General features: G+C 41.5%; 37 protein-coding genes, 7 tRNA genes and 1 pseudogene. All 45 read left to right on the top strand.

Annotated elements, in window-relative coordinates:
- The first annotated feature begins 17 nt into the window (after window positions 1-17).
- The 45 genes and pseudogenes from JEM49_RS02770 to JEM49_RS02980 all read left to right on the top strand — a co-directional run bounded on the left by JEM49_RS02770 (window position 18) and on the right by JEM49_RS02980 (window position 23028).
- Complete coding sequence (locus tag JEM49_RS02770) at window positions 18-632, top strand: hypothetical protein (protein WP_201873547.1); 615 nt, start codon at window positions 18-20, stop codon at window positions 630-632.
- Window positions 633-637: 5 nt separating this feature from the next.
- Window positions 638-961: a helix-turn-helix transcriptional regulator gene (locus JEM49_RS02775; protein WP_201873549.1), complete on the top strand. Its 324-nt coding sequence runs from the start codon at window positions 638-640 to the stop codon at window positions 959-961.
- 11 nt (window positions 962-972) lie between these two features.
- On the top strand, window positions 973-1290 hold the full coding sequence (locus JEM49_RS02780; protein WP_201873551.1) for a helix-turn-helix domain-containing protein: 318 nt from the start codon (window positions 973-975) through the stop codon (window positions 1288-1290).
- Window positions 1291-1316: 26 nt separating this feature from the next.
- On the top strand, window positions 1317-1511 hold the full coding sequence (locus JEM49_RS02785; protein ID WP_201873553.1) for a sporulation protein Cse60: 195 nt from the start codon (window positions 1317-1319) through the stop codon (window positions 1509-1511).
- Window positions 1492-1977 (top strand): hypothetical protein, encoded by a 486-nt coding sequence (locus tag JEM49_RS02790; protein ID WP_201873555.1) that lies wholly within the window; start codon window positions 1492-1494, stop codon window positions 1975-1977. Before JEM49_RS02785 ends, JEM49_RS02790 begins: the two co-directional genes overlap by 20 nt.
- Before the next feature lie 2 nt (window positions 1978-1979).
- Window positions 1980-2204: a hypothetical protein gene (locus tag JEM49_RS02795; protein ID WP_201873556.1), complete on the top strand. Its 225-nt coding sequence runs from the start codon at window positions 1980-1982 to the stop codon at window positions 2202-2204.
- Complete coding sequence (locus tag JEM49_RS02800) at window positions 2191-2541, top strand: hypothetical protein (protein WP_201873557.1); 351 nt, start codon at window positions 2191-2193, stop codon at window positions 2539-2541. The genes JEM49_RS02795 and JEM49_RS02800 overlap by 14 nt, the downstream gene beginning before the upstream one ends.
- Window positions 2542-2703, top strand: coding sequence for a hypothetical protein (locus JEM49_RS02805; RefSeq protein WP_201873558.1), 162 nt, complete (start codon window positions 2542-2544; stop codon window positions 2701-2703).
- 9 nt (window positions 2704-2712) lie between these two features.
- Window positions 2713-3042 (top strand): hypothetical protein, encoded by a 330-nt coding sequence (locus JEM49_RS02810; RefSeq protein WP_201873559.1) that lies wholly within the window; start codon window positions 2713-2715, stop codon window positions 3040-3042.
- Entirely contained in the window at window positions 3035-3271 is a 237-nt protein-coding gene (locus JEM49_RS02815) for a hypothetical protein (protein ID WP_201873560.1), read from the top strand. The genes JEM49_RS02810 and JEM49_RS02815 overlap by 8 nt, the downstream gene beginning before the upstream one ends.
- Window positions 3272-3273: 2 nt before the next feature.
- Entirely contained in the window at window positions 3274-3549 is a 276-nt protein-coding gene (locus JEM49_RS02820) for a hypothetical protein (protein WP_201873561.1), read from the top strand.
- Window positions 3549-3932: a hypothetical protein gene (locus tag JEM49_RS02825; RefSeq protein WP_201873563.1), complete on the top strand. Its 384-nt coding sequence runs from the start codon at window positions 3549-3551 to the stop codon at window positions 3930-3932. Before JEM49_RS02820 ends, JEM49_RS02825 begins: the two co-directional genes overlap by 1 nt.
- The gene (locus JEM49_RS10660) at window positions 3925-4053 is read left to right on the top strand and encodes a hypothetical protein (RefSeq protein WP_274609061.1); all 129 of its coding nucleotides are present in this window, start codon (window positions 3925-3927) and stop codon (window positions 4051-4053) included. The genes JEM49_RS02825 and JEM49_RS10660 overlap by 8 nt, the downstream gene beginning before the upstream one ends.
- A gap of 103 nt (window positions 4054-4156) precedes the next feature.
- Window positions 4157-4723 carry an ArpU family phage packaging/lysis transcriptional regulator gene (locus tag JEM49_RS02830; RefSeq protein WP_201873566.1) on the top strand — a complete coding sequence of 189 codons (567 nt, stop codon included), beginning with the start codon at window positions 4157-4159 and terminating at the stop codon, window positions 4721-4723.
- Between the two features lie 660 nt (window positions 4724-5383).
- A tRNA-Asp gene (locus JEM49_RS02835) sits at window positions 5384-5455 on the top strand.
- Window positions 5456-5544: 89 nt separating this feature from the next.
- A tRNA-Gln gene (locus JEM49_RS02840) sits at window positions 5545-5617 on the top strand.
- Between the two features lie 562 nt (window positions 5618-6179).
- Window positions 6180-6253: transfer RNA gene (locus JEM49_RS02845), tRNA-Lys, on the top strand.
- A gap of 136 nt (window positions 6254-6389) precedes the next feature.
- Window positions 6390-6461 (top strand) — tRNA-Trp (locus tag JEM49_RS02850).
- 105 nt (window positions 6462-6566) lie between these two features.
- Window positions 6567-6649, top strand: a tRNA-Tyr gene (locus JEM49_RS02855).
- A gap of 295 nt (window positions 6650-6944) precedes the next feature.
- Window positions 6945-7033: transfer RNA gene (locus tag JEM49_RS02860), tRNA-Ser, on the top strand.
- Window positions 7034-7102: 69 nt separating this feature from the next.
- Window positions 7103-7173, top strand: a tRNA-Cys gene (locus JEM49_RS02865).
- A 73-nt stretch (window positions 7174-7246) separates the two neighbouring features.
- Window positions 7247-7711 carry a hypothetical protein gene (locus tag JEM49_RS02870; RefSeq protein ID WP_201873567.1) on the top strand — a complete coding sequence of 155 codons (465 nt, stop codon included), beginning with the start codon at window positions 7247-7249 and terminating at the stop codon, window positions 7709-7711.
- Entirely contained in the window at window positions 7711-7893 is a 183-nt protein-coding gene (locus JEM49_RS02875) for a hypothetical protein (RefSeq protein ID WP_201873569.1), read from the top strand. Before JEM49_RS02870 ends, JEM49_RS02875 begins: the two co-directional genes overlap by 1 nt.
- Window positions 7894-8119: 226 nt before the next feature.
- Entirely contained in the window at window positions 8120-8791 is a 672-nt protein-coding gene (locus JEM49_RS02880; RefSeq protein ID WP_201873571.1) for a hypothetical protein, read from the top strand.
- 300 nt (window positions 8792-9091) lie between these two features.
- Window positions 9092-9742, top strand: a complete 651-nt coding sequence (locus tag JEM49_RS02885) for a DUF4417 domain-containing protein (RefSeq protein ID WP_201873573.1) — start codon at window positions 9092-9094, stop codon at window positions 9740-9742.
- A gap of 34 nt (window positions 9743-9776) precedes the next feature.
- A complete protein-coding gene (locus JEM49_RS02890; protein WP_201873575.1) occupies window positions 9777-10214 on the top strand; it encodes a hypothetical protein in 438 nt (145 codons plus the stop codon).
- A gap of 10 nt (window positions 10215-10224) precedes the next feature.
- The gene (locus tag JEM49_RS02895) at window positions 10225-10677 is read left to right on the top strand and encodes a hypothetical protein (RefSeq protein WP_201873577.1); all 453 of its coding nucleotides are present in this window, start codon (window positions 10225-10227) and stop codon (window positions 10675-10677) included.
- A gap of 13 nt (window positions 10678-10690) precedes the next feature.
- Window positions 10691-11281, top strand: a complete 591-nt coding sequence (locus JEM49_RS02900; RefSeq protein ID WP_201873578.1) for a hypothetical protein — start codon at window positions 10691-10693, stop codon at window positions 11279-11281.
- Between the two features lie 64 nt (window positions 11282-11345).
- A complete protein-coding gene (locus JEM49_RS02905) occupies window positions 11346-11888 on the top strand; it encodes a terminase small subunit (protein ID WP_201873579.1) in 543 nt (180 codons plus the stop codon).
- Window positions 11881-13327: pseudogene (terL, locus tag JEM49_RS02910) on the top strand (phage terminase large subunit). Before JEM49_RS02905 ends, terL begins: the two are co-directional and overlap by 8 nt.
- Before the next feature lie 9 nt (window positions 13328-13336).
- Window positions 13337-14746 (top strand): anti-CBASS protein Acb1 family protein, encoded by a 1410-nt coding sequence (locus JEM49_RS02915; RefSeq protein WP_201873580.1) that lies wholly within the window; start codon window positions 13337-13339, stop codon window positions 14744-14746.
- Window positions 14743-14997 carry a hypothetical protein gene (locus JEM49_RS10430; protein ID WP_242509737.1) on the top strand — a complete coding sequence of 85 codons (255 nt, stop codon included), beginning with the start codon at window positions 14743-14745 and terminating at the stop codon, window positions 14995-14997. Before JEM49_RS02915 ends, JEM49_RS10430 begins: the two co-directional genes overlap by 4 nt.
- A gap of 80 nt (window positions 14998-15077) precedes the next feature.
- Window positions 15078-15539, top strand: coding sequence for a phage minor head protein (locus JEM49_RS10435; RefSeq protein WP_242509738.1), 462 nt, complete (start codon window positions 15078-15080; stop codon window positions 15537-15539).
- A gap of 156 nt (window positions 15540-15695) precedes the next feature.
- Entirely contained in the window at window positions 15696-16046 is a 351-nt protein-coding gene (locus tag JEM49_RS02925; protein WP_201873582.1) for a LysM peptidoglycan-binding domain-containing protein, read from the top strand.
- 2 nt (window positions 16047-16048) lie between these two features.
- Window positions 16049-17164, top strand: coding sequence for a DUF2213 domain-containing protein (locus JEM49_RS02930; protein ID WP_201873584.1), 1116 nt, complete (start codon window positions 16049-16051; stop codon window positions 17162-17164).
- An 11-nt stretch (window positions 17165-17175) separates the two neighbouring features.
- Window positions 17176-17802: a structural cement protein Gp24 gene (locus tag JEM49_RS02935; protein WP_201873586.1), complete on the top strand. Its 627-nt coding sequence runs from the start codon at window positions 17176-17178 to the stop codon at window positions 17800-17802.
- A 2-nt stretch (window positions 17803-17804) separates the two neighbouring features.
- Complete coding sequence (locus JEM49_RS02940; RefSeq protein WP_201873588.1) at window positions 17805-18752, top strand: major capsid family protein; 948 nt, start codon at window positions 17805-17807, stop codon at window positions 18750-18752.
- A gap of 10 nt (window positions 18753-18762) precedes the next feature.
- Window positions 18763-19155 carry a hypothetical protein gene (locus JEM49_RS02945; RefSeq protein ID WP_201873590.1) on the top strand — a complete coding sequence of 131 codons (393 nt, stop codon included), beginning with the start codon at window positions 18763-18765 and terminating at the stop codon, window positions 19153-19155.
- Window positions 19155-19787: a hypothetical protein gene (locus tag JEM49_RS02950; protein ID WP_201873591.1), complete on the top strand. Its 633-nt coding sequence runs from the start codon at window positions 19155-19157 to the stop codon at window positions 19785-19787. Before JEM49_RS02945 ends, JEM49_RS02950 begins: the two co-directional genes overlap by 1 nt.
- Window positions 19784-20188: a hypothetical protein gene (locus tag JEM49_RS02955; protein ID WP_201873593.1), complete on the top strand. Its 405-nt coding sequence runs from the start codon at window positions 19784-19786 to the stop codon at window positions 20186-20188. The genes JEM49_RS02950 and JEM49_RS02955 overlap by 4 nt, the downstream gene beginning before the upstream one ends.
- Window positions 20178-20741 carry a phage neck terminator protein gene (locus tag JEM49_RS02960; protein WP_201873595.1) on the top strand — a complete coding sequence of 188 codons (564 nt, stop codon included), beginning with the start codon at window positions 20178-20180 and terminating at the stop codon, window positions 20739-20741. Before JEM49_RS02955 ends, JEM49_RS02960 begins: the two co-directional genes overlap by 11 nt.
- A complete protein-coding gene (locus JEM49_RS02965; protein ID WP_201873596.1) occupies window positions 20741-21916 on the top strand; it encodes a DUF3383 family protein in 1176 nt (391 codons plus the stop codon). Before JEM49_RS02960 ends, JEM49_RS02965 begins: the two co-directional genes overlap by 1 nt.
- 18 nt (window positions 21917-21934) lie before the next feature.
- Window positions 21935-22366, top strand: coding sequence for a hypothetical protein (locus JEM49_RS02970; RefSeq protein WP_201873597.1), 432 nt, complete (start codon window positions 21935-21937; stop codon window positions 22364-22366).
- 16 nt (window positions 22367-22382) lie between these two features.
- Complete coding sequence (locus tag JEM49_RS02975) at window positions 22383-22826, top strand: hypothetical protein (protein ID WP_242509740.1); 444 nt, start codon at window positions 22383-22385, stop codon at window positions 22824-22826.
- The gene (locus JEM49_RS02980) at window positions 22777-23028 is read left to right on the top strand and encodes a hypothetical protein (RefSeq protein ID WP_342211666.1); all 252 of its coding nucleotides are present in this window, start codon (window positions 22777-22779) and stop codon (window positions 23026-23028) included. The genes JEM49_RS02975 and JEM49_RS02980 overlap by 50 nt, the downstream gene beginning before the upstream one ends.
- Window positions 23029-23033 lie beyond the last annotated feature (5 nt).

The following is a 23033-nucleotide window of genomic DNA, read 5'->3' on the forward strand; positions in this document are numbered from 1 at the left end:
AACCAAGCATAGAGTCAATGGTTGCCTTTTTTAAAGCGAAAATACAAGGCTGTTATGTCGGGGAAGCTGAAATTGAAGAACTTAGAACCATTTACCCTAATGTGTCCTATAAGGACATCCGGCGTGTTTTTTATGAGGCTGTTAATAAAAATGCTATGCAACCTGTCAGCTATATGACACGGAGATTACGTGTATTAAAGCCGGAGGGCGATCCATTTAACTTACAGGTAAACTCATACTCAAATAACGGAAAACGCGTAGAAAAGGGCATAGATTGGCAGGAAAAGTATGCTGAAATCCGAGCCAAAAGAGCACAAGAAGAACAGCAGTATGATCAACGTCATGGACCAGGTTCCTGGCGTAAGAAGCAGGATCAGGAGTGTCAGCAGGTACATCTTGGCTTTGTTGAATTGGAAAAGCATCCGGCTACACCACAACAGAAAGAGGCTAAGGGCTATGATTCCTGGTCTGATGAGCAAAAGGCTTGGTATGACAACCTAGTACAAGGTGTATTTGATGAGATCAAAGCCGAAGAGCAACGGCGTAAGGAAGCACGGCAGAAGGAGCTTGCCAAGAGACGAAAGCAAGCAGAAGCACACCGGAAATGGAAGGCATTAGCTAAGAATGCGTGAAGAAAATGAAGAATAGAATTAAGGAATTAAGACTTAAAGCGGGATTAAAACAAGAGCAATTAGCAGTTGAAGTAAAAATTACTCAACAGACTATAAGCCAATATGAAACTGGACAACGTAATCCTAAACTTGAAACATGGCAAAAATTGGCTGATTACTTCAATGTGCCAGTTGCCTATTTAAAGGGCTATACGGTTTATACATGTACAAGATGTGGCGGTTACTTTATTCCAGAGCCTAATGCAATACGTGAAGATATTGAATGTTGCCCGTATTGCATGAATCCTTACTTTAAAGGCGATGTTTTGCAGACATTTGACCCAGATTAGAGGTAAGTGAAATGAAAAACAGAATTAAAGAATTAAGGACAAAGCATAATTACACTCTTGATGATATGGAAGAAAAGACAGGCATCAAGCGTGGTACATATAGCAATTATGAAAATGGAAAAACGGAGCCAAAACTTGAAACATGGCAAAAACTAGCAAGTTTCTTTCATGTCTCAGTACCTTATTTACAAGGCTTCATAAATATCAACATACCTAATGATCTTAAATTTGAATCTAAGCAAGATGCGATTGATTGCATTGAAAGGATTATGAAAGCCCAAGGTATCAGCAAAGAAGATTTAAGAACGGAGCATGAAAATGATAATTAAAGCGACAATTTATGAAGGTGTTAAATATGAAAGTTAAATATATTGCTGAACCATATGCACATGATGAATTTGAAAAAGAAATCAATGACTTTATCAAAGACAAGAAAATCATTGACATTAAATTTCAAGAGAACTTTTCAATCAGTGAAGATTACGAAGATGGTATGAAAAGTGCCTTGATAATGTATGAGGAGCATGAAGATGAAAACACAGCTCACTAAGAGAATGGAGAAGGCTTTAATAATTGATGCTTTAGGTAAATCTAAGCACCCCGCACTCGAAGTTGAATACTGGCATACAGAGTCAATAGGTGCCGGTATATATAGACCGGTAGGGCAGGCAGAATATATTGATGCGGTAATTGAAAAAGACGGCATGTATACATGCTTAGAGCTTAAAGTTTCAATGAGAGATTTACATTCTAAGGCTGCTCAAACGTTTGTAGGAAATAAGAATTATTTAGTTTGCCCATTGAAAATGGCAAAAGAAATAAAAAAGTGCAATGACCCATGGATAGAGAAACACCCAACAGTTGGCATTATAGCGTGGAATGGTAAAAATAAATTTCAAGTTATTAAGCACTGCAAAATAAATTATTCCTTAGCTCAAAATGATTGGACAACTCTAGCCAAGGGCATGATCTCTAGCTTGTCTAAAGAAATGAAAAAATTGTTAGAAGGAGCATGAAAATGATTGATAAAGAATTATTTAATGAAGGAATTAAAACTGTTGAATCTGAATTAAGTGATGTTAAAAGACAACAACAACATTGGAACAAAGGACATAAAGTTAATACCAGAAAGCTTTATTTAAGCTTAAATGCTACTATGCTAACGCTTAAATTTTTGACAAATGAAGCGAAAAAAGAATTTTTAAAAGAAATAAATAAGGAGCATGAAGATGAAAACGATTGATAAAGAATATAAAGAGAAAGTTATGTCTGTTAAGCGAGGAGATGTACTTCGGTGCACTAATTATCATGGCGAACATCATTACTACATGCTTGCTTACCATCATACTGGTTATAGCAATGAGTGGTGTGCATATGGACCACGCATGACGAAAAAAGATTTTTACTGTGCTGTTGATTTGAGAGACGGGGATTTGTTTTCTGATGCACAATTTGAGGAATCTGGGGTAGCTGATCCTAGCATTCTAAAAATAGTTGATGTACTAACAAAATGGTATAAGACGGTTGAACATGTTCCGTATTATGGCACGGTAGGACAACCTAAGGAGGATGAAGCATAGATGTCAATTTATCGAGGAATGGTGCAAGCGCATCAGATTGGAGCTGAAATTACAGACATGTTAGAAAAGTACGGCATGGATAGTGAAGAAGGCAAGATGCTCATGAGTGAGATTAAAACAGCTTTTGATAACTATAACCTCACATATGTAAGTTTTGAATAGGGCAAGAACATGGAAATTATTGATAGAGAAATTAAGAATAGCAAAAAATATGATTGTGGAGATGTGATTCGCTTTTGGAATATTGGTTCTCCTGTAATACGTTATGGTCTGGTTAGCAAAGCATTAGATGACAAATATGCAATTACTATGTTAGATCGTAGCAACTTGTTAGCGGGCAATATAACCGCAGATGGTATGGGCGTGCTAGATACTGGTATCCAAGGTGAATGGTATGACTCAATTGAAGAACTGAGAATAGATATGGCTAAGCGCTGGGATCACGTTGATAGAGTAGACGCCGTATTGATAATTAAAAATCTAGGTGACGATGATGAATAGCTATTTATTACACCGATTCGATATGAAATTATTTGCTGTCACTACACCGATGGAGCTAGAAATGGTGTTTAATTGGCACTTTATGAAGAATTATTTAGGTGTGGAGCAATTAGAGGACGGTAGACACGGTGCCAGCGTGAAGCTGGATAACGGTAAAACTACACAGGTGCGTGGCGATCAAAAGATTAAGTATCTAGGGCTGGGCACCTGGCAACTATTGGAGGAATAAACATGACAAAAATTATTGATAATTTGCACAAACACTACACAGAACCAGAAGAACTTGAAGCGGGTGACTGGTTTTATGATGAAATAACTCGTAAGTACTATCAAATTGTTAAAAATGCCGGTTATTACGCTATATCGCGTCCAGATAACGGTACCGTAGGTGTGCTCTGCACTTCTATAAAAGATACATTTGGTACGCATGACACAAGCCGATTAGTTAAGATTTCACCAGACCAGGTTCACATCGTATTTGGCAATATGCCAAAGGAGCGTGACTAATGGGGACTTCAATTGCGATTATTTGCATTAGTACTGCTTTGTTAGCTTGGAGTTGGGCGTCCTATGTAAGCTATAAAAGGGTATATGAGGAGCTCGCAGATTTAAATGCTAACTTGATTGTTCTGCGAGGTCGATTAGCTGTATTGGAAAATTTGGAGCAAGAAAGCCGGATCAAACAGCGTGAAAATCTAGTTAAACAGCGTATGTTTAATGAATCCTTGGAACACCAAGTATGGTGCACGAAGAAAGATGTTGATAGCTCTATGGAACTGTTAGGCAATACAAAACTTTCCTGTTTTGGCAAAAATGCCAAGAAAAATAAGCAATTTGATGCTGCTATGCGCCACCTCATTGCCAGAAGAAAGTGGGCTACACATGATTGATAAATTAGAAAAGGCTGTAGATTTTTTCTTCACTGCTGCTATATGGATGTTAATTGCGGCAGCATTAGGAGTAGGAATTTTGTTTTTTATTAAGTGGTTTTTGATTTTGTGTGAGGCATAAACATGGAAAATTGGAAGACACGGTGCAAGAAGAAACTAGCAGATCAAATGATCGAGCGACTAACAAATTCAGAATTTGATTTTTAAAAAGTAGGAGTGGTTAGATGACAGACAGAGCAGAGCAATTATTGCTAGACAGTGATCTTGACATAGATCAAAAAGCGACAGCAAACCGGGTGAGACGTTTCTTGGATTATAACTTTGAGCATTATTTGAGTTTTGCCGGCTTGAATGCTTCTGATCTATCTGTTATCGATGATACGCACCTATCAAGCCCGAAAATGGACGCATCAGGCGTTTCAGCGCACGGCGGGATAAATCATACTGAACAGAGTTTTAATCGCATCATAGAAGCCGAGAAAGCCTGCAAGGCAATTTACAGGACTATCAAAAATTGTAGAGACGGGGAAAGAACACCATATCAAACCATCTTGTCTGAAAACTACTTGCATTACAAACCAGACATTAATATTCAGGCAATGCTAGGCTACTCCCCTAGCCGCTACGATGTATTAAAGCGCCGCGCATTGTGTGAGTTTGCTGACAGGTTCGATAAGTGGAAGCTTTATTACGGTATTGAGTACCTGGAAGACCTCCATGTTCTGAGAAAACCGAAAAAGGATACCGAGAGCACATTACAAGGGGATGTAACGGACATCGGCAGGGGTTAAGTGGCTGTATTATAGTACTGTCGAAAGATTGAGATAGATCGATCGACATAGCTGATGGAGTGAACGCAGTTAGTACATTTTTAAGTTTTGAAATTCATTATTGGAAAAACTTCTTTTTCAACAGTAACGATAGCTGGCGCCTTATAGCCGGGTTCGATTCCCGACATCGTTATAGCTTGCGACGACCCGGTTTAAGAGTTAACGGCGAGCAAGCATACTGTTCTTTAACAAAATTTTGAAGTTCTGCCCCAGGGACTGTGGGCAGTTTCATGAGCTAGATCCGGGTCCTGAGAAGTGCCTTACTCACAGACGAGGTTCGACTCCTCGCTAGCTCTTAGGATCACGTGTTAAAGGATCCTTTTGATGCGCTGGCGTTGCTGGTCATTGTTTCCAAATGACTGATCTAGACAGCATGTGAGTTCGATTCTCACAGCATCAATTGCGGTGTGGAAAGCCGCACAACGAATATTTCGGTTATTCGAATTCAATTGATAGCAGTAGTGTTGAGGCACGTTATAAAGAAAATACTTTTCACGAACACAATATATTATGCCTTATAGACCAAATCGGTCACGTGCGTGGGTTCAATTCCCTCACTGCTAATACTTGCAGACATCCATATGAATTATCCCATCTCTTACGAATCTGTCTGCAAGTTTTGGTTCATTAGTCCAGAGGTTAGGGCGCCGCACTGTCTATGCGGAAACGTCGGTTCAATTCCGGCATGGACCGTTTTAATTGCTACACAACTAAATATCTTATAGAAAAGGGGCGAATGTCCCTTCACTTGAAACTAATGCAACATTGTAGCAATTAAATCAAGGAATATAGCCAAATTGGTAAGGCATCAGGTTTTGATCCTGTGTATTGTTGGTTCGAGCCCAGCTATTCCTATCAGAAGCGTGTGTATAAGGCCGTGACAGGCTTCACGCCGATCAACCTTAATTTGTCAGCGACGTTTTGTCGGGATACCGGCAGAGGTTCAGACGCACCAAAGGGCAGTATCTTTGGTGGACCTTTACCGAAAAGGAAAAAGGTGGCGCGGTTGATTGAGAAAACATTAGATTATCAATAAGGCAGGTACAATGTCAGCGAAGCTAGAATTGCGAAGCTCGCACTGGTGGGAGTGAAACAGCCTCAGCAAAGCCCAGAAGGCATTCCGGACGACCCAAAGGGGTAAATGCGCTAAAGCTTTGGTTCACGTTGATCCCGTAGAAATACGGCTATAACTGATACGTACCGTACGAGTAGCCTAAATTGTGAGAAATATAATTACATGTAACTGTTTGGAAAGTTATTCAATCGCATGTTAGGTGAAAGCTGGAGGATAAGTCCTCGCCGGTGTCAAAGTAGGTAAGAGATACAGAGTCGCTCTCTGTATTGCGACTTGCCTACATCCGTGACTGAATAATTGACGATCTAACAAGTTTCAGTGGTTAAGAGCCACCTGAATTTTGGGTCCTTGGCCTAATTGGTTAAGGCAACGCCCTTTTAAGGCGTGAGATGATGGTTCGAATCCATCAGGACCCATATTGCCTGTTGTACAGAGGCAATAACTCTACCGGTTGGAGTATAAAGCACGCCGGCTGTCCTGGTCCATTGGATTAATGCCGAGGGAAGGAAATATGGACTTGGTACAGTGTGACAAGCTGTGCGACGTCATCGTAGGTTCATAAGTCAATTGGTAGACGCTTAGATTCCAAATCTAAGTATCTGGGTTCAAGTCCTAGTGAGCCTGTAGCCGGTTCGTAGCTAGCGGCTGTAATAAATAAAGCGATGATATGAGGCAATAACTAGTCTTATATCAATAGTTAAGTTAGTCACGTTCAAGGCGTGCATTCCTGGTGGCTTATGCAAGTGGTTAAAGCAAGCAGTCCGTAAAACTGCCGCCTTCGGGCTTCGAAAGTTCGAATCTTTCAACCACCATTCGGGGTTTTCTGTATACCTCGCGACTACGCATGTGGTAGCAATACAGATAGACATGGCGTAGCAAGCCATGTGACGCTAAGCAAGGGTATCGTCAGCAGATGGACGAGCTGAGACGGTAATGCATCCGTTGAACAGTAGAATGGACATGCATTTACGCGGTGAACTGTTCTTATGGGTTCAATTCCCATGTACCCTGTTGGGTTAAAACCCAAATGACTTATAATTGATCTGTAAAAATTTGTGGTAAGACTTTTACTTATTGCTTTTAACTACGCCAATAGTTAGAGGCCTTGGTAGGATACTCAAGTGGTTGAAGAGGTCTCGTTGCTAACGAGATAGGTCGTGATGAGCGACGCGAGAGTTCGAATCTCTCTCCTACCTTTGGGGTTAACGCCCCGGATATGTATATTTAAGTATTCCAAGATTTATCTACTTATTTCTTTTACCTCAGGCGGTATAGCGAAGAGGAAACGCAATAGGTTGCAACCCTATAATCGCTGGTTCAAATCCAGCTACCGCCTTATTAAAACTAAATAATCATTAAAGGCATTACTCGTAAGAGTGATGCCTTTTTTGTGTTTCCAGGGAGTTTTTATGTATCACAAAAAGCTAGACGAGCCTACCGAGACGCTGGCGGAATGGATCAGCAAAGAAAACAAGGACAAGGCTACACGAGACAATGCTGAAAAATTCGAGTGGCACAAGTCAAAGTACAAGCCACCGATTGAAGATATTAAGGAAACAGAAGCCAAACTCGAAGATGAACCAAATGAACCTATGAGAGCACCAATTGCACAGGTGCCTAATATTAAGCAGTACGAGAAAACATTCACCAAGGAGGATACAAGAATGGCAAGGAACTCTACGCTAATCAACAAATTAATCGATCAGAAGCACAGCATTCAAGATAACATCTTAAAAATTGACACTAAAGTTATTAATCCTATTGGAATATCTGATTATCAAGTTAAGCTGCTAAAAACCCAACGAAATGCAATGATGGTAGTTTTAAACATTTTGAATTTAAGAATTGCTGATTTAAGCGTGGAGGACGATTAATGACTCCAGAGCGGTATTACAAGCTTAGAAAACACCATGCACTGTTAGAAGAAGCTAAAAAGCTCGATAAATTAAATGCTGACAAAACTGAAAATATCAAGAGATTCATTGCTTTTAAGCAAGAAGCCGGCATGATGCCTAAGGAATACATTGAGGAGTATGACAACTGTTGGAAGGATTAAAACACCCCATGACGCAAGAAAACAAATTTATAGGGCAGGCTTGTAAACGTAAGCATAGATCATACCGAGATGCTGAGAATCCGTTCACGGGCTCATTATTGGAGCGTCAGATACTAAGAGCACATTACTGCTTAACGCATGATTGCCCTGACCTTGAAAAATGGTTCATTGCTGAAACTCATATGACACCACAGCGATTTATCGATAAATGGGAGAAAATACTGCTATGAAGAATAAATTAATTGCGTCAGCATTGTTATTATCTGCTTGTTTTGCATTAGCAGGCTGTAGTGAGGATTCTGGTGAAACTTTAAAGGGTCAAACCGATGCCACGATGGGTAAAAACGTGAAGCATGTAAAAGATCCTGTTATGAGCTACACGAAAATCAATCATTCAGTAACTTTCAATGGTGAGAAGATTAGTTTCATAGCTAAATATGGCATCGAAAAGCGTTATGTACATAACTGGCGGTTTACCAATACTGAAAAGGTAATCTTATCTCTTAAACCAGTATCAGATAATCCTAATTTGAAGCTGGGTATTAACAATGTGTATTCTGATGTGTCAATTACATCAAGTAAGACACAATACAACGCCGTACGACAAGATTCAGTAAATTTGAGTTACTCTCAATTACCGCACGGCATGGTATCGATCTCTAAAAATGATGGCTACACGTTGCCATTTCAGGTTGAATCGATTAATGAAAATGAAACTAGTTTTTATGTAATCTACGGCTATGGAAAAACTGATAATCAACGTATCACTGAGCATGATTTAAGAGAAAATGCTTATGGTGCTAAGTTAAACGTCGTTTGGACTGTAGCAATTACAGATAAAAGTGGCAATACCTACTTTAAAACGATTAATGATGCCGTTGGTATTCCTTACAAGTAGGAGACAATTATGAAATACATCAAAGAAGGTCATGGCAAGTGGATGCTGGCACCGTACGATAGTGATACAGCAGAACTTACAATACCGTTGGATCAGTGTGTTGGTTCAGATATACATATACCTATAAATACATATATATATCATTTGAATTCAAGAAGGGCTTGACAATAGAAGCTAGACCCCATTATCCGATTGAATTAGACCATGTAGATGGATCTATTGAAAAGGGAGAAGTCGTCAAAGTGGAAGGAAACCGGGTAACAGCACACTTGACGGAAATAATTTATCAGTAGCAAGACTATGACGAGTAATTACAGATATACCCGTGACTGGGAAAATCAGCAGAAGCGGTTATTTACTGACTATGATGTTGCCGGCGATTACGATATTCCAATTATCAGACCGGAATATGATTTTCATTCTGTAAAGTGGATACCGTTCAATAAAAGCAAGACTACACAGAAAAGAAAGGGCGTTGGCATTCATCATTTCATCGATGATTACCAATTCGTCCGAGAATGGAAAAACATTGATGCGTATGTTGATCTGTTCCGGCAATTTGATTACGTTATGAGTCCAGATTTCAGCATGTACACTGATTTTCCTAAAGCACTACAGATTTATAACCATTTTAGAAAACACTGGATAGGCGCGTATTTACAAGAAAAGGGCGTGCATGTGATTCCTACAATCAGCTGGTCAACGCCGGATAGTTTTGACTGGTGCTTTGATGGAGAACCACGTGAGAGCGTCGTAGCTGTCTCCAGCGTTGGTTGCAATAGAGTATTAGACAAATTCGTTGAAGGATATAATGCGATGATTCAGGCATTGAACCCCTCAACGATTATTTTTTACGGCAAAATTCCGAATGAATGCAAAGGCAACATCATTCATGTTAAGTCGTACGGTTCACAGATTAGGGAGGCAATCATAGATGGGTGGTCGCAGTAGTTCATTTAGGAGTCGGAAGAATTCGGGAGGGGCAATGCCTTCTGTGCCAACCCTGCACGGCTCTAAAGATCAGATAGCACAGGCGGAGAAAATCAGAAAGCCTTATGCCGACGCTTTGAAAAATCTTGATGAATATACTATTTACAAGGGTATCAGAGTTAACCGCGGTGAAACTTCTGAACAGGCTATGAAGAATGGCATTGCACCTTGGTATTATGAAACGAATAATTCAGTTGCTAAGGATTTAACGAGAATAAGGCAAAACCACGGCGATACGGATGATCGCCGGCATGAGTTAGTTGAAAATGTGCGTTCTGGCAAAATTACGTTGGAACAGGCTAAGACAACAGCTCAACGTGTACGAAAACAAACCCAGAAGGCTATAAATGCGTTTTATAGATCTGAGGGCAAGAAGTTAATGAGCCATCAAGATGCTAGTTGGTGGATTAGTCATAAAAAGGAATTGAAGTAAGAGGCGTGTTATGGGTGGTAGATCAAGCAGTTTCAGAGCTAAGAAATCTGGTGGCGGTCTTAATAAAAAAGAAAATGCTGAAAAAGCTACAAATGGAGCAGGTTTGGACAATATGACATACTATAATGCACATACTGCAACCTATGACCGCTGGAAGGCTAGAAAAGATCGAGAATTTGAAGAACGATTTGTAAGTTCATATGGGTATAATCCTATTAAAGAGTTTGGTAAGCATCCAATGACACCGAAACAAATGCACGAGCATTTTAAAAAAGAACAAATGCAAGATCCGATTGGTAGACGATATTATCAATTGAAGTCTCAACATCCGGAATGGAAAAACATGCTCCAGGGCAAGACCTGGATTAGAAAGCATACCGAGTATGGTCGAGAAGCTGAAAAATTAAGAAAACAAGGTCTTGCAAAATTTCAAATTATTGATAGATTGAAGCATCTTGAATAGATAGGAGTTTATTATGGGCGGACGATCAAGTAGTTTTAAGCATTCTGGAGGTGCGGCTCTTCCTAAAGACGGCTATTTTACTTATGATACAGGCTTGACACAAGAAGAATATGATAAACATCAAGAATTTTATTCAAAACGTGGAAACATTGAATCTGAACAAAACAGAAAAATAGAAAGTATACTCGCGCCGTATGAAAGGAAAGCCGATGAAAATAGTGCTTATCACAACAAGCATGAGTATGATACTACAGGTTTGAAAGTTACTAGAATACCTGGTAATAAGAAATACGGTGTTGCTGATAAATTTATAGTTCCAGGAAAAGACGGAAAAACTATTAGGGTTTTAGGCAAAGGGTATCCAGAAAACGTTCCAGTTGGTGTAAAAACCCATTTTGGCTATGGTGTTAGTGTGCATACTTTCAAAGGTGAGCATGTCCCTACGCATTACTCAATAGTCAGGGATTCCCACGGACGTAGGAAAAAGATCGAAGGTCATACTAAATGGAGCAAGGATACAGTAGGGGGAAGCCTTACCAGTGAGGAAAAGAAAATGATTACAAAGTATGGCAATCGTATTGAAGGTTCTTTTAGATTGAAATAATAAATTAGACGTTACCGAAATGGTAGCGTCTTTTTTTGTACCCAAAATTAGGAGGTGAAGCCGGTTGAAGGGCAAACAACTGACAGAAAAACAAAAGGCGTTTGCCGACAAGTACATTGAGACCGGCAACGCCACCGAAGCGTATAAATCAGCATATTCGACTAAAAGAATGTCTGGCAAGTCTGTAAATACAGAGGCTAAACGTACCCTCCGAAAACCCCCCGTTCAAGATTACATAGACAAACGCATGAAAGAACTTGAGGATGCAAAAATACCCAAGCAGAAAGAGATTTTAGAGTTTCTAGGTAGAGTTATGAGGGGTGAAGAAAAAAGCCTTGTAATAACAAATAAAGGGGCTATTGAAGCACCACCTGAAATGAAGGACAGAATGAGTGCAGCAAAAGAATTGCTTAAACGCTATCCAACGAATGATCCACTTATGGAAGCACAGTTACGCAAACTTAATGCAGAAGCCACACTTGCAGAATCCAAAACAAATGAAAGTGAAGACAAAACAGGCAAGCTTATGCGGTTTATGGATAAACAAAGCGATGAGAGCTTGCAGAAGATTATTGATAGTATTGAAGGAAGTGAGAGCAATGATTGATACAGATATTAAACAATTAATATTAAATACAGCTAAGTATTCGCGAGCTAAGCGCAGTTATGCTGAATATTTTTTGCTTGCTAATCCAAGCATGAAACTGTATCCGCATACTAAGTTAATTACCCAAAAATTGCAGAAAATAGCGGACGGAGAACAGCATTTTTACATAATTTCTATGCCTCCCACAGCACGGGAAGAGTCTTACAATTACTAAGACTTTTCCCTCTTATTACCTTATGAAACATCCAGACAAGCACGCCATGATTGTTGCATACTCACAAGACTTATATAGTCAGTTTGCGGCAAGCAATAGGCGTGCTTTTAATTTATGGTCAAGTCGCTTGTTTCAATTAAAGACAGGCAAGAACACAAGCCAGACATTCGACATTAAGGACCACCGTGGTGGCTTTTATGCTACGTCTGTTTTGGGTGGTGCTACTGGTATGAGTGCCGACTTGCTAGTTATCGACGACCCCGTTAAAAACGCAGAAGAAGCACATTCTATGACCGTCAAGAACAAGATATGGGACGAATGGAACTTGACGTTTTACCCACGTCTGCAAAAAGGTGGTTCGGTTATCGTAATCATGACTAGATGGCAAACAGACGACTTAGCAGGGCGCTTGCTTGCTGAATCATCCTTACCGTGGGAAGAAATCAAATTGCCAGCTATTGCAGAAGGCATTCCGGCAGGCGAGACAGACGCAATTGGTCGTCACAATGGCGAGGCACTATGTCCGGAACTGCACAGCTTAAAAGAGCTAGAAACGCACAAGCACGACATGGGTACCGTCAAGTTTACGGCACTATATCAACAAAGCCCAATTATCGAGGGCGGTAACATTTTCAAAGATGAGTGGGTACATTACTACGTTGACAGTCGCGAAACCATGGCGAGACTTGGTTTAATTGATAAAGATTGCGTTGTTATTCCGCGGCACTTAGATCAAACCGTCCAGGCATGGGATGCAACCTTTAAGAGTAAAGCTAATGATGACTTCGTAGCCGGTCAAGTGTGGTCACGTCGTGGTGCTAATTACTACTTGCGTCCTAACTGGTGTCATAAGCGGTTAAGCTTTACGGAGACACTAGACGCTATTAGAGCCATGTCACGCATGTACCCAGAGGCAACCGTCAAAATGGTGGAAGACAAGGCAAACGGTCCGGCTATCATTGACACTTTAAAACGTGAGATTCCAGGCATTATGCCGGTCTCACCTGGTGCAGATAGCAAGGAAGCACGTGCCGCTTCTGTTTCTCCAATGTGGGAAGCAGGTCAAGTATTTATTCCGCATCCAAAGTGGCGCCCCGAAGTTAAAGACTGGATAACAGAAATTCTAGGCTTCCCAAACATGCCACACGATGATAACGTCGATAGCATGGTTTATGCATTGAGACGGCTTAATACGAAGTTTAACGGTCCGATTATTAGATACTAGGAGGATTACATGGCTAAGAAGAAAATTAAACATTATAAATCTACGCCAGCGGTCAGAACGGACATGCTAGACCTTAATCCTAGTGTTGGTTATGAAGACCTAGCATGGAAGACGACTGGTGATCCTGCTGATTATCAAGGCTGGGATGATCGGTATAAATATGATCCTATCGCACATAAGATTGTTGCTAAGTTTGCAGAAGACGCAACAAGAAATGGATTCCGCTTAGTTATGCCGGGCGAACCTGATTTACAAGACGTTTATCAAAATCGATTAAATGAATTAAAAATACAAAACGTTTTAGCTCAGCAAACAAACTTCCAGCGTCGGCATGGTGATGGCTATATTGCTTATATCGTGCGTGAATTGCATCCCACTAGCACATTTGATCCTTTAAAGATTGATAACATCGATAACTTGGTAGCATTGCATGCGTTTGGTCAAAAAAACGTTGAGAGTTACCGAACTAATGACGATCCAACATCTGACGACTACGGCAAAGAATCCAAATTAAAGATCATGCCTAAACAAACAGGCGTGACTTACGACAAAAACGGCGATATTGTGCCAAATAATAACAAATTAGAGCCAATTGTTTTAGATTCAACCAGATACAGTCATATCAGCTTAGACAAGTTTGACGAGGACACTAACGGTACTTCAATTATCAAGCGTTGTGAGCGTCAGCTTAACAATATGGCTATCGCTAGTGTATCAGCCGGTAAAATGCTACGTGAGTTCACTTTGAAGGTATTTCAAAGTGACAGGCTTATGAATGAGCCACTAGACAAGTTCCAGCAAGACAAGGCTGAAATATCACGCGTAGCAAACACAGAGGCAATGATGTTCACCGGCAACGATGACAAAGTACTTAAACTTGGAACACCAGTAGCAGGGATGAATGTGCTGTTAGATTACTTGTGGCAAGATCTATCAACCGCATGTAACATCCCTAAATCAGTGCTAACAGGTGAGCAAGCCGGCACGTTGGCTGGTGCTAGTCAAGACGTTCAAAACTACTACGACAGTGTCAAAGCATTTCAGGAACAAGTATTAAAGCCTGAAATCATGAATATTGTTAGATTGCTGATGTATTCGCAGAGTTTCGGTGGCGGTTATCTTGACCCTGACAGTCTTGAATGGCACATCGAATTCAATCCACTATGGACGCCAGACGACAAGACGCAATCCGAGGTGCTCGTTAATCATGCCAACGCAGCAGGTACATTGGTTACTAATGGTATTTATGCACCTGACGAAGTGCGCAGTATGTTTGATCAGCAAGGCAATAACGCTATTCAAGGGATGCAAAACAATAGCAATCCTGTTACTGATAGTGCCGATAATCCGGAAGATCGATACACCAAGGAAGAGATTGAACAGTACAAGCGAGACATTGAGAGGGCTGGACTTGAATGACAAGACGCAGAAACGGTTATCCATTGAAGATTGAGCGCAGTTACTACCGTGACATAGCTGAAATGGTTAGATCGTGGCGAAAGATTGTGGAAAGCAATGTGGATAAGTCAATTAAACGGTATTTATCAGGCGGAACTAAGATGTTAACGGATGCTGACAATTCTGGCAATCCTGACTGGCTTCACGCCGTTCAAATGTCACTCAACCTGTATCTACCGAGGTTGAGCAAAAACAGCCTGAAACGTCTTTAAATGACATTACAACGAGGTTCGTTTATGCGGTCAATCAGTTCAGCTATAACAAAGTAGCAAAGCGTAAGGGCGTCGTGCAGATGAAAGCCGGTATCCTTGCGATTAATCCGCTCCGTGATAATGCTAAGCTTCGTGAGTACACTATGGGAAAAATCATAGAAAACACTAATTTGATCAAGACGTTAAGGCAACGATATATAGATCAAACGAAATCCGACATTTATCGCATTATTTCAAGCGGTGGCGGCGTTAGTGATTTAGCCCACTCAATCAGTGCACGGGCTAACATGACGCTCAAACACGCGGATTTAATTGCTACCGATCAAACCGGCAAAATACTGTCGCAGATAGACGCATATCGTAATCAAGCAACCGGCTCAACCCGTTATATATGGCGGTCAATGGAAGACAAGCGAGTACGTCCAAAGCATAGAGAATTGGACGGCAAAGAATTCAAATATGATGATCCGAACGGCGGTGACAACGGACAGCTTCCAGGTCAACCCATTCGATGCCGTTGTTACCAGGACCCTGTAGATTAATAAATTAAGAACGCTTCCTCAATGCGAGGGAGCGCTTTTTTTATGCCCAAATTTACGAAAGATTGTGAAAAAAGTAAGTATCCAGCCGGTGAGCCAAGTTAATTCAAGCCCGGCAATATAGCATTCTTACTTTGTGAAATTTTAGGAGGAAAAAGCATGACAAACGAAGAAACTAAGATGGCAGTTGATGTGTTATCTGCTCCAAAAAAGCCAATTGAAGTTAATCCACCAACTCAACCCACAATGGTAACCACACCGCAACCAACAAAAAAGGAGGTGAAGCCAATGGCAGAAGTTAAAGACCCAGAAGGCAAGTTTGATTATACGGGCTGTCAACAACATGTCGTACAAGAAGGCGAAAAGCTATTTGATGTGGCGCAAAAATACAACGTTGCATTGCAACAATTGCGCTATTTCAACCACATCAACAAGGCGACATTGCGCATCCGCAAAGGACAAACCTTATACATCCCTAAAGAACCGGTATACGTGCCAGCAGGTGAATAACCATGCTGACGCGGTACGACACTGCGACGGTCAACAAGTTTTCTGTTGATTCTCAAACAGGATTCTTGCATGTATCCAATGTTCCTATCGCTCGTGTTGGTGTGTTCCCCTATCAGAAATCAAACGGGGACATCACGATGGAAGCCAAACTTCCAGACGATTTATTGACTGATTCGGCTGTTGAGAGTGCCAATTCAAAGCCAATTACAGACGATCATCCAAGTGAATCTGTGAACATCAACAATACGAGCCGATATATGAAAGGTATTACAGCCAATAACGCGCATGTTGATGGTGACAAGTTAAAAGTTGACATGACTATCACGGACAGTGCGTTAATCAATGAAATTCAAAAGGGCAAGCAAGAGCTCTCAATTGGATTTCAAACCGATGTGGTACCTGTAAAAGGTACTTACAAGGGAATGAAATACGATTCGGCGCAGAAGAATATTCAAATTAATCATGTGGCTGTCGTTAAGCGAGGACGTGCCGGACATTCGGTGCGTTTGACCGGTGACAGTGCAGAAATGGTTATAGATAGTGAAGAGAAAGGCGACTCAATGGAAACCACGACTATTCGATTAGACGGCGCAGACGTAACAGTTGCAAAATCTGATGCTGACAGAATTTTGAAGTTAGATGCTGACAATTCAGCAAATAGTAAGAAAATTGCGGATTTAAATGCGCAAATCAAAGCATTAACTGCAGAACGAGACAAATTAAAGGGCGGTGCTGATGCAAGCAAGAAATCTGCTGACGAAGCACAAGCCAAGGCTGATTCATTAGAAAAAGAATTAGCTGAAACCAAAAAGAAATTTGCAGGGGATGCATTGGATAAAGCAATCGCTGACCGAATGGACTTAATTGACGAAGTTAAGCCATTTGTCGGTGATTCTTTTGATTTTAAAGGCAAATCCGCAAAGGACATGAAGCTTGAAGCCATCCAAAAGGCTGATTCTGTCGATTTAAGCGACAAGTCAGATGACTATATCGATGCTTACTTTGATTCAATCAAGAACCGCAGTCAAGCGTCAGCGGTTGGCTATACAGGCAATGAATACAAGGAAACAAAGGGCGATAGCGCAGACCAACCGGTTGACCGCTACCACTTGGCATAGGAGGCGATTAAATGGCAATTCCAGACGGAACACTTTACGGCGACCCAACGCTAGGCGCGGGTCAATTAGCAACTAATGACGTCTTAACTAACAAGATTTTCACCGAACAAGCCGGCGGAGACATTGATTACGGTCAAGGCGTAGTTATCAAGGACGGACTTGTGGTGCGTGCAAATAGCAGCCACATCTATGGTGTTGCACTAAGACGTCAACATATTAACGGCGATCACTTATATCCAGATCCAAACAGTATGGCGAGTGATCACTATTACAGCGGCGAGTACATCAGCATTTTACGAGATGGTAACGTAGCCGTTCCAATTTCAGAAGACGTTAACAGCCGAGAAAACGCAGCAGTTGACGCAAACGGAAACTTCAAGACAGCAGGCACTGGCGACAAGATCGTCGGTGTCTTTTTAAGTTCCGGCGATAAAGGCAAGACCGCAATCGTGAACTTAACTATCCAAAATGCTGACGACGTAGTGACCGGCAAGGGTAAAAACAGCGCATTCCCAGTAGGCAATGACGTTGACACCCCAGCTCTCGCATCACAACCAGCATCCCCAGCACCTAAGCCAGGCAATACGGGCACTGGTGCAAGTGCTGACACCACTAACAAGAATGGAGGTAATAAATAATAATGCCAGCAACAGCGAATAACGGTGTTATCACACGTGAGCAACTCGTTTGGGTTGATAACGTCATCAAAACACCAAAAAAACAAGAATTAACTGCTTTGTCTATGTTTAAGACCTTCCCGGTACCAGCATGGACACCATCAATTAGATACAAGGTTATGACTACCAGCGGACAAGCCTCAACCTACGTTGAAGGTGCTACTGACATCCCAGTAGTAGACGAAAAGATGACTGAATACAGTGCTAACTTGACTGATTTAGCCATCGCAGTTCGTTACACCCGTCAACAACTCGGTGAAGCTCGTCAAGCTGGTGTTGATATTCTTACGCCTATGGCTGAAAGAGCTCGTAGAGCCTTAGCAGAAGCAGAAAACAAGTTGATTTTCAACGGTAACCACAACTCAAATCCAGCATTAAATATCTACGGATTAACTGATAATGCTGACAAGTTGGGTGTTCAAACTGCTACCGCGCCAGTTGCATTTGATGATCTTGCAGAAGATACAGACAATAACTTACAAATCCGTAATTGGTTTAAAGCAGCAGTTTCAAAGATTACTCACTTGGCTGGTTACTCAACTGCTAAACCTATTTTAGCCTTGCCACAAGCCTCTATTGACGCTTTGGACATGCCTTTCAACCAGTACAATCCACAAATGACTGTGCTTGAAATGATTAGACCTTGGTTCTCACAAATCAAAGTAGTTCCTGAATTCGAACACCAAAACTTTGGCGCAAAGGGCAACAAGCAAGACATGGGTTATATTTTCTTGAATAGTTCAGACATTGTTAAGATTCCGATTGCACAACCGGTAACTCAATTGCAACAAGAAACCCACAACGGTTCTACTACTATTCCTTACGTTGAACGCATGGGTGGCTTAGTAATGTACTACCCACACGCATTCGTACAACTCAAGGGCATTAACAACCCTAAGAAAGCCGCTTAGGTGAAATACCATGGACGACTTATTGAAGGCTGTTAAACAGCTTAGTCCAGACTTGACTTCTAGCATATCGGATGATGTGTTAAAGGGGTTATTAACCAATACACGTGAAATTGCTACGGCTGATGGTTTTCCGGTGGATGCAACAAATCCAGAGGGAGAGCCGGTTAAGCCACGTGATATGGCTACGGAGTATTTAACTCTGCACCTGATTACGATTAACAAGGCACTAGGCAATGACGGCAATAATGTTACTTCCGAACAGGTCTCTGTTTTGAAACGTACATATGCCGACGTTAGCAAGCTTGATTTGTACCAACGATCACCGTGGGGACAGCTCTATTTGTGGCTGTATAACCTCTACGGCAATGGCGGTATTAGTCGGTATATGGTGGTGCAACACTAATGAAAGATGCATTTCAAGAAGTTGATGATTCACTTCTGCACATTGAGCGTGAAATGAAATATTTAAACGAATATCAGGTCGTTATTGGCTTTTTTGGCGATGAGGATAGCCAACTGCTTGAAATCGTAAGAGCTAACGAGTACGGTGCCGATATTGTGCCTAAAAAAGGCAAATATTTATGGGTGCCATCTAGTTATGCTATTAAAAAATACGGCAAAAGCGTCAAGCCTAGCGACATCCCGCATTTGTTTGTCCCTAAGAACAAGCGTGTTGCTTGCATTACCGAGAACAAGGAGCTAGTCGTCTGTTTTTACTTGCTGAAAAAATCAAGAATTCCAGCCCGTGCGTTTATTCGCAAGGCTTTTTTAGATAATCAGCAAAAATACAAGCGCTATGTTTTGGCAGGGATTGACAAAATATGCTACGAAAACGGCACCGGCAAAGAGTTGCTGACGACGTTGGGTAAGCTTGGTGTCTCTGATATTCGCGAAGAAATGAAAAGATGGTACAAGCCCGGTAACGCGCCATTGACCATTGACAACAAAAAGGGCGTTAATAACCCACTTGTTGACACCGGTGGCTTAATTAAGCACGTTACCTGGAAAATCCTGCCGATTGGAGAGATCAAATGAGTTTCTATATATCTTTTAAAGACATGATTAACAGCTTCGGTGTTGACCTAACTGTTACCCCGTATGAAAGTCTGGCTAAGAAGCCTCATTTTCATTACGTAGGCGGTGAAAGAATTGAAGATGATGAAACACCCACGGCACAACCAGAAGCCCGTCATGAGCCTGTTGTGCCTTTTAATCCGCAGGATGCTTTCATGGCTCAATTTTTACCAGGTGGTGAGATGGAGCAGGGAGACCTTCTTTGGATAAGTACTAAGCTCTATCCAAAGAATTCGATCGTAGAAGTGCCCTCTCAACCAGGTCAGAAGTACAGGGTTGTCGATTCCTCAAACTGGCAAGGCTACTCTGATGTCGTCATTTATGTATTGAAAGGGGATGCAAAACACCCAGATGGTCGCTAGACTTCCAAAGTTGCAAGATCATTTCTTAGTGCAGTACATTCTTGGCAAACTTGTTAATCAAGTTACCAATTGTGAACTAGTCAAAGACAGCACCATTGATGAGATGGAGGATTATCCATTCTTCACGTTTCGTTGGATTGATCCAGGTGAAGAAACGACTGGCGATTGGCTAGGAGAGCATAGACAATTTACGTGCACGATGCAGATTGATGCACATGCAACTTCTGACAGTGAAGCTATGAATTTAGCACAACGGCTGTATGAAGCACTCCACGAAGTGCCGTACCGCCGCTTTTTTAAACAAGCGTATATTGTGCCCCAGACCGTAGGCAATGCTGCTAATCGAACCACGTTGCAAGGTATTAACTACGACAACGATTACGGTTTTGATTGCAGTTTCTACGTTACTGGTGGCTTTTTATTTGAAGAAAAAGACCTCAACTTCGTACCATGGGACCCTGTGATCGAATCAGTTAAGGCGAACGGGAGCGTCGCTGGCAGCCATGTCGGTGGCGCCTTTTCTGTATCCAAAAATGACAAGGAGGAAATTTAATGGCAACAAAAACTGGCAGTTCAGTTTCAGCATACGATCATCTTACTGATGTCAACGTAATTATGAGCCTTGTGCATCCAAAGCCTGTTAAGGGCTTGGGTAACTTAGTGATTTTGAATCCAGTTACTGCAAAGGCGTCTGACCCAAGCACCAGCGGTGACGGCAAAAACAATCAAGATACGCAAAGCACAAACACTACTTTGAGAACTGAACTTAGTGACGAAGATCGCAGAGATGGTGTTTTATCTCGCAAGCAAGACAAGGATAGTAAGGCTATCTATGTTGAATATCGTGATATTGACGCCGTAGCCGTTGACTATGGCACTGATACTCAAATTTACAAGAAAGCACAAACCTATTTTGCACAAGATAACCATTCTGACCATATTGCAGTCTTAACTTATGACCCAAGCGAGGAATCCAAGGCTTTGGAAGCATTTTGGTACTTCGGTTGGACTTTTGCAATTAAAGCAGGCTTCGGTGTTGATGATGATGCAGTTAGTCTCTCAAACATTTTTGAAGCTAATAAGAATCGCTTCTTAGTAATTCAAGATACCGATGAAGCTAATTTCAACAAGATTGGTGGTCAAAACTACGTTATCGGTTTAGTTCACGACACCAAGGAAGCTATGGACGCCGCTTTGGTAGGTGCAGCCGCAACTTTAACAGTCGGCATGACTGACTGGAAGTTCCAACAATTGAACGGTATTACACCGGATCAACTTACCACAAGTGAATTAGCATCTATCAACCACATGAAGGCAATTGCTTATGTGGAAGTTAACGGAACCGGTGAAACATCAGAAGGTTGGGTTCTTTCAGGCGAATACATTGATACCTTGCACGGAATTATCTGGGTAAGTACTCACATGGAAAACGACATTGAAAACTTCTTACAAAAGAATAAGAAAGTTTCCTATGACACCAACGGTATTACTAAGATTTCCGGTATTGCGATTCAAGTATTAGAGCAAGCTACCGAACAAGGAATTGTTTTGATCAGTTCTAAGACTGGTAAGGGTGATTACACGGTTATTGCTACTCCACGTGAAGACCAACCGGCAGAAGACATTAGTAAGCGCCACTATGGTGGTTTGAGCTTTACTTACCACGCTTCTGGTTCTATTCATACTGTCACTGTTCATGGTGAAGTTGATTCTGACACGATTATTTAGCTAGAAAGGAAGAATTAAATGGCAGCACATAACAACATTCAAACTGGTCTCATGGGCACTTATGATGCCAATGATACCTATTTCACCGCAGACGGTAAAACCGCCTACGGCTTTGGTGCAACTACTCTGTTCACAGTTGCATATGATAACGACATGGTAAGTGTGCAACAAGACCCACAGGGTACAGCAACCGCAAGTGAAAATAACAAAACCGGTGGTACTTTTACGGTGACACTTAACCAAATGTCACCATTCAATGCCGTCCTCGATGCGTTAGCAAATGAACGCAGAAAGGGCGGTTTTTCTGTTGATGCGTGTGATGGATCACGTCACTACGTGGCAATGCACTGCTACATCAAGAAAAAGCCTGATGGCGGTGCCGCAAACGAAGCCGGCGAACGCGTTTGGACTGTCAATGCGTTAAACATTGTAGAAAATTCTGTTTTATAAAGCGAGGTATTAACTAATGGACAACACTGAAAACCAAAACACACAAGTAGAAAACACTCAAACTGATAACACTGCTGTTGCTGATTCACAAAACCAAGCTCCTCAAATGAGCATGGCTGACCAAATTGCCGCAAGAAACAAGCAATTACAAACTAGTGAAATTCCTAACCAACGTGGTGTCACTAAGGACATTACTATCAATGCCGGCACTAAGTATGAATACACTTTGACTCTTCAATATCCAGGTATCGGCGTTGCATCCCAAATTGAAGATGCCGCAACTAATTCAAACGGTTCAATCAGATTTTCTGACTTAATGCAAGGCGCCGTGGATGGTGACGTATTCGTAAATCCTCATATTAAGAGCGTTGCATTCTGGGACAGTCACAAGGGCTACGGCGAAGTAGCTGGTGAAGTGCTTTCCTTTCTTAACGACGGAATCGACGGCAACTTGGAGTAAAGAACACTTACAAGAAGCCGCTAATCGTTGGGAAGAGCCGATTAGATTAGCAATGCACGGCGTACCGCTTGATCTAGCCATGAAAGCGACACGCAATCAATTAGATATGCTTTGGACTATTGTCCAAAGGGATGAACAAGATAAATTTAAAATGCAAGCCCATGCCACAGGCTTAGGTGTCTGGGGCGATGGCAAGAAATAGAGAGG

The sequence above is a fragment of the Lactobacillus sp. A27 genome (genome assembly GCF_016742815.1).
Taxonomy (GTDB): Bacteria; Bacillota; Bacilli; order Lactobacillales; family Lactobacillaceae; genus Lactobacillus; species Lactobacillus gallinarum.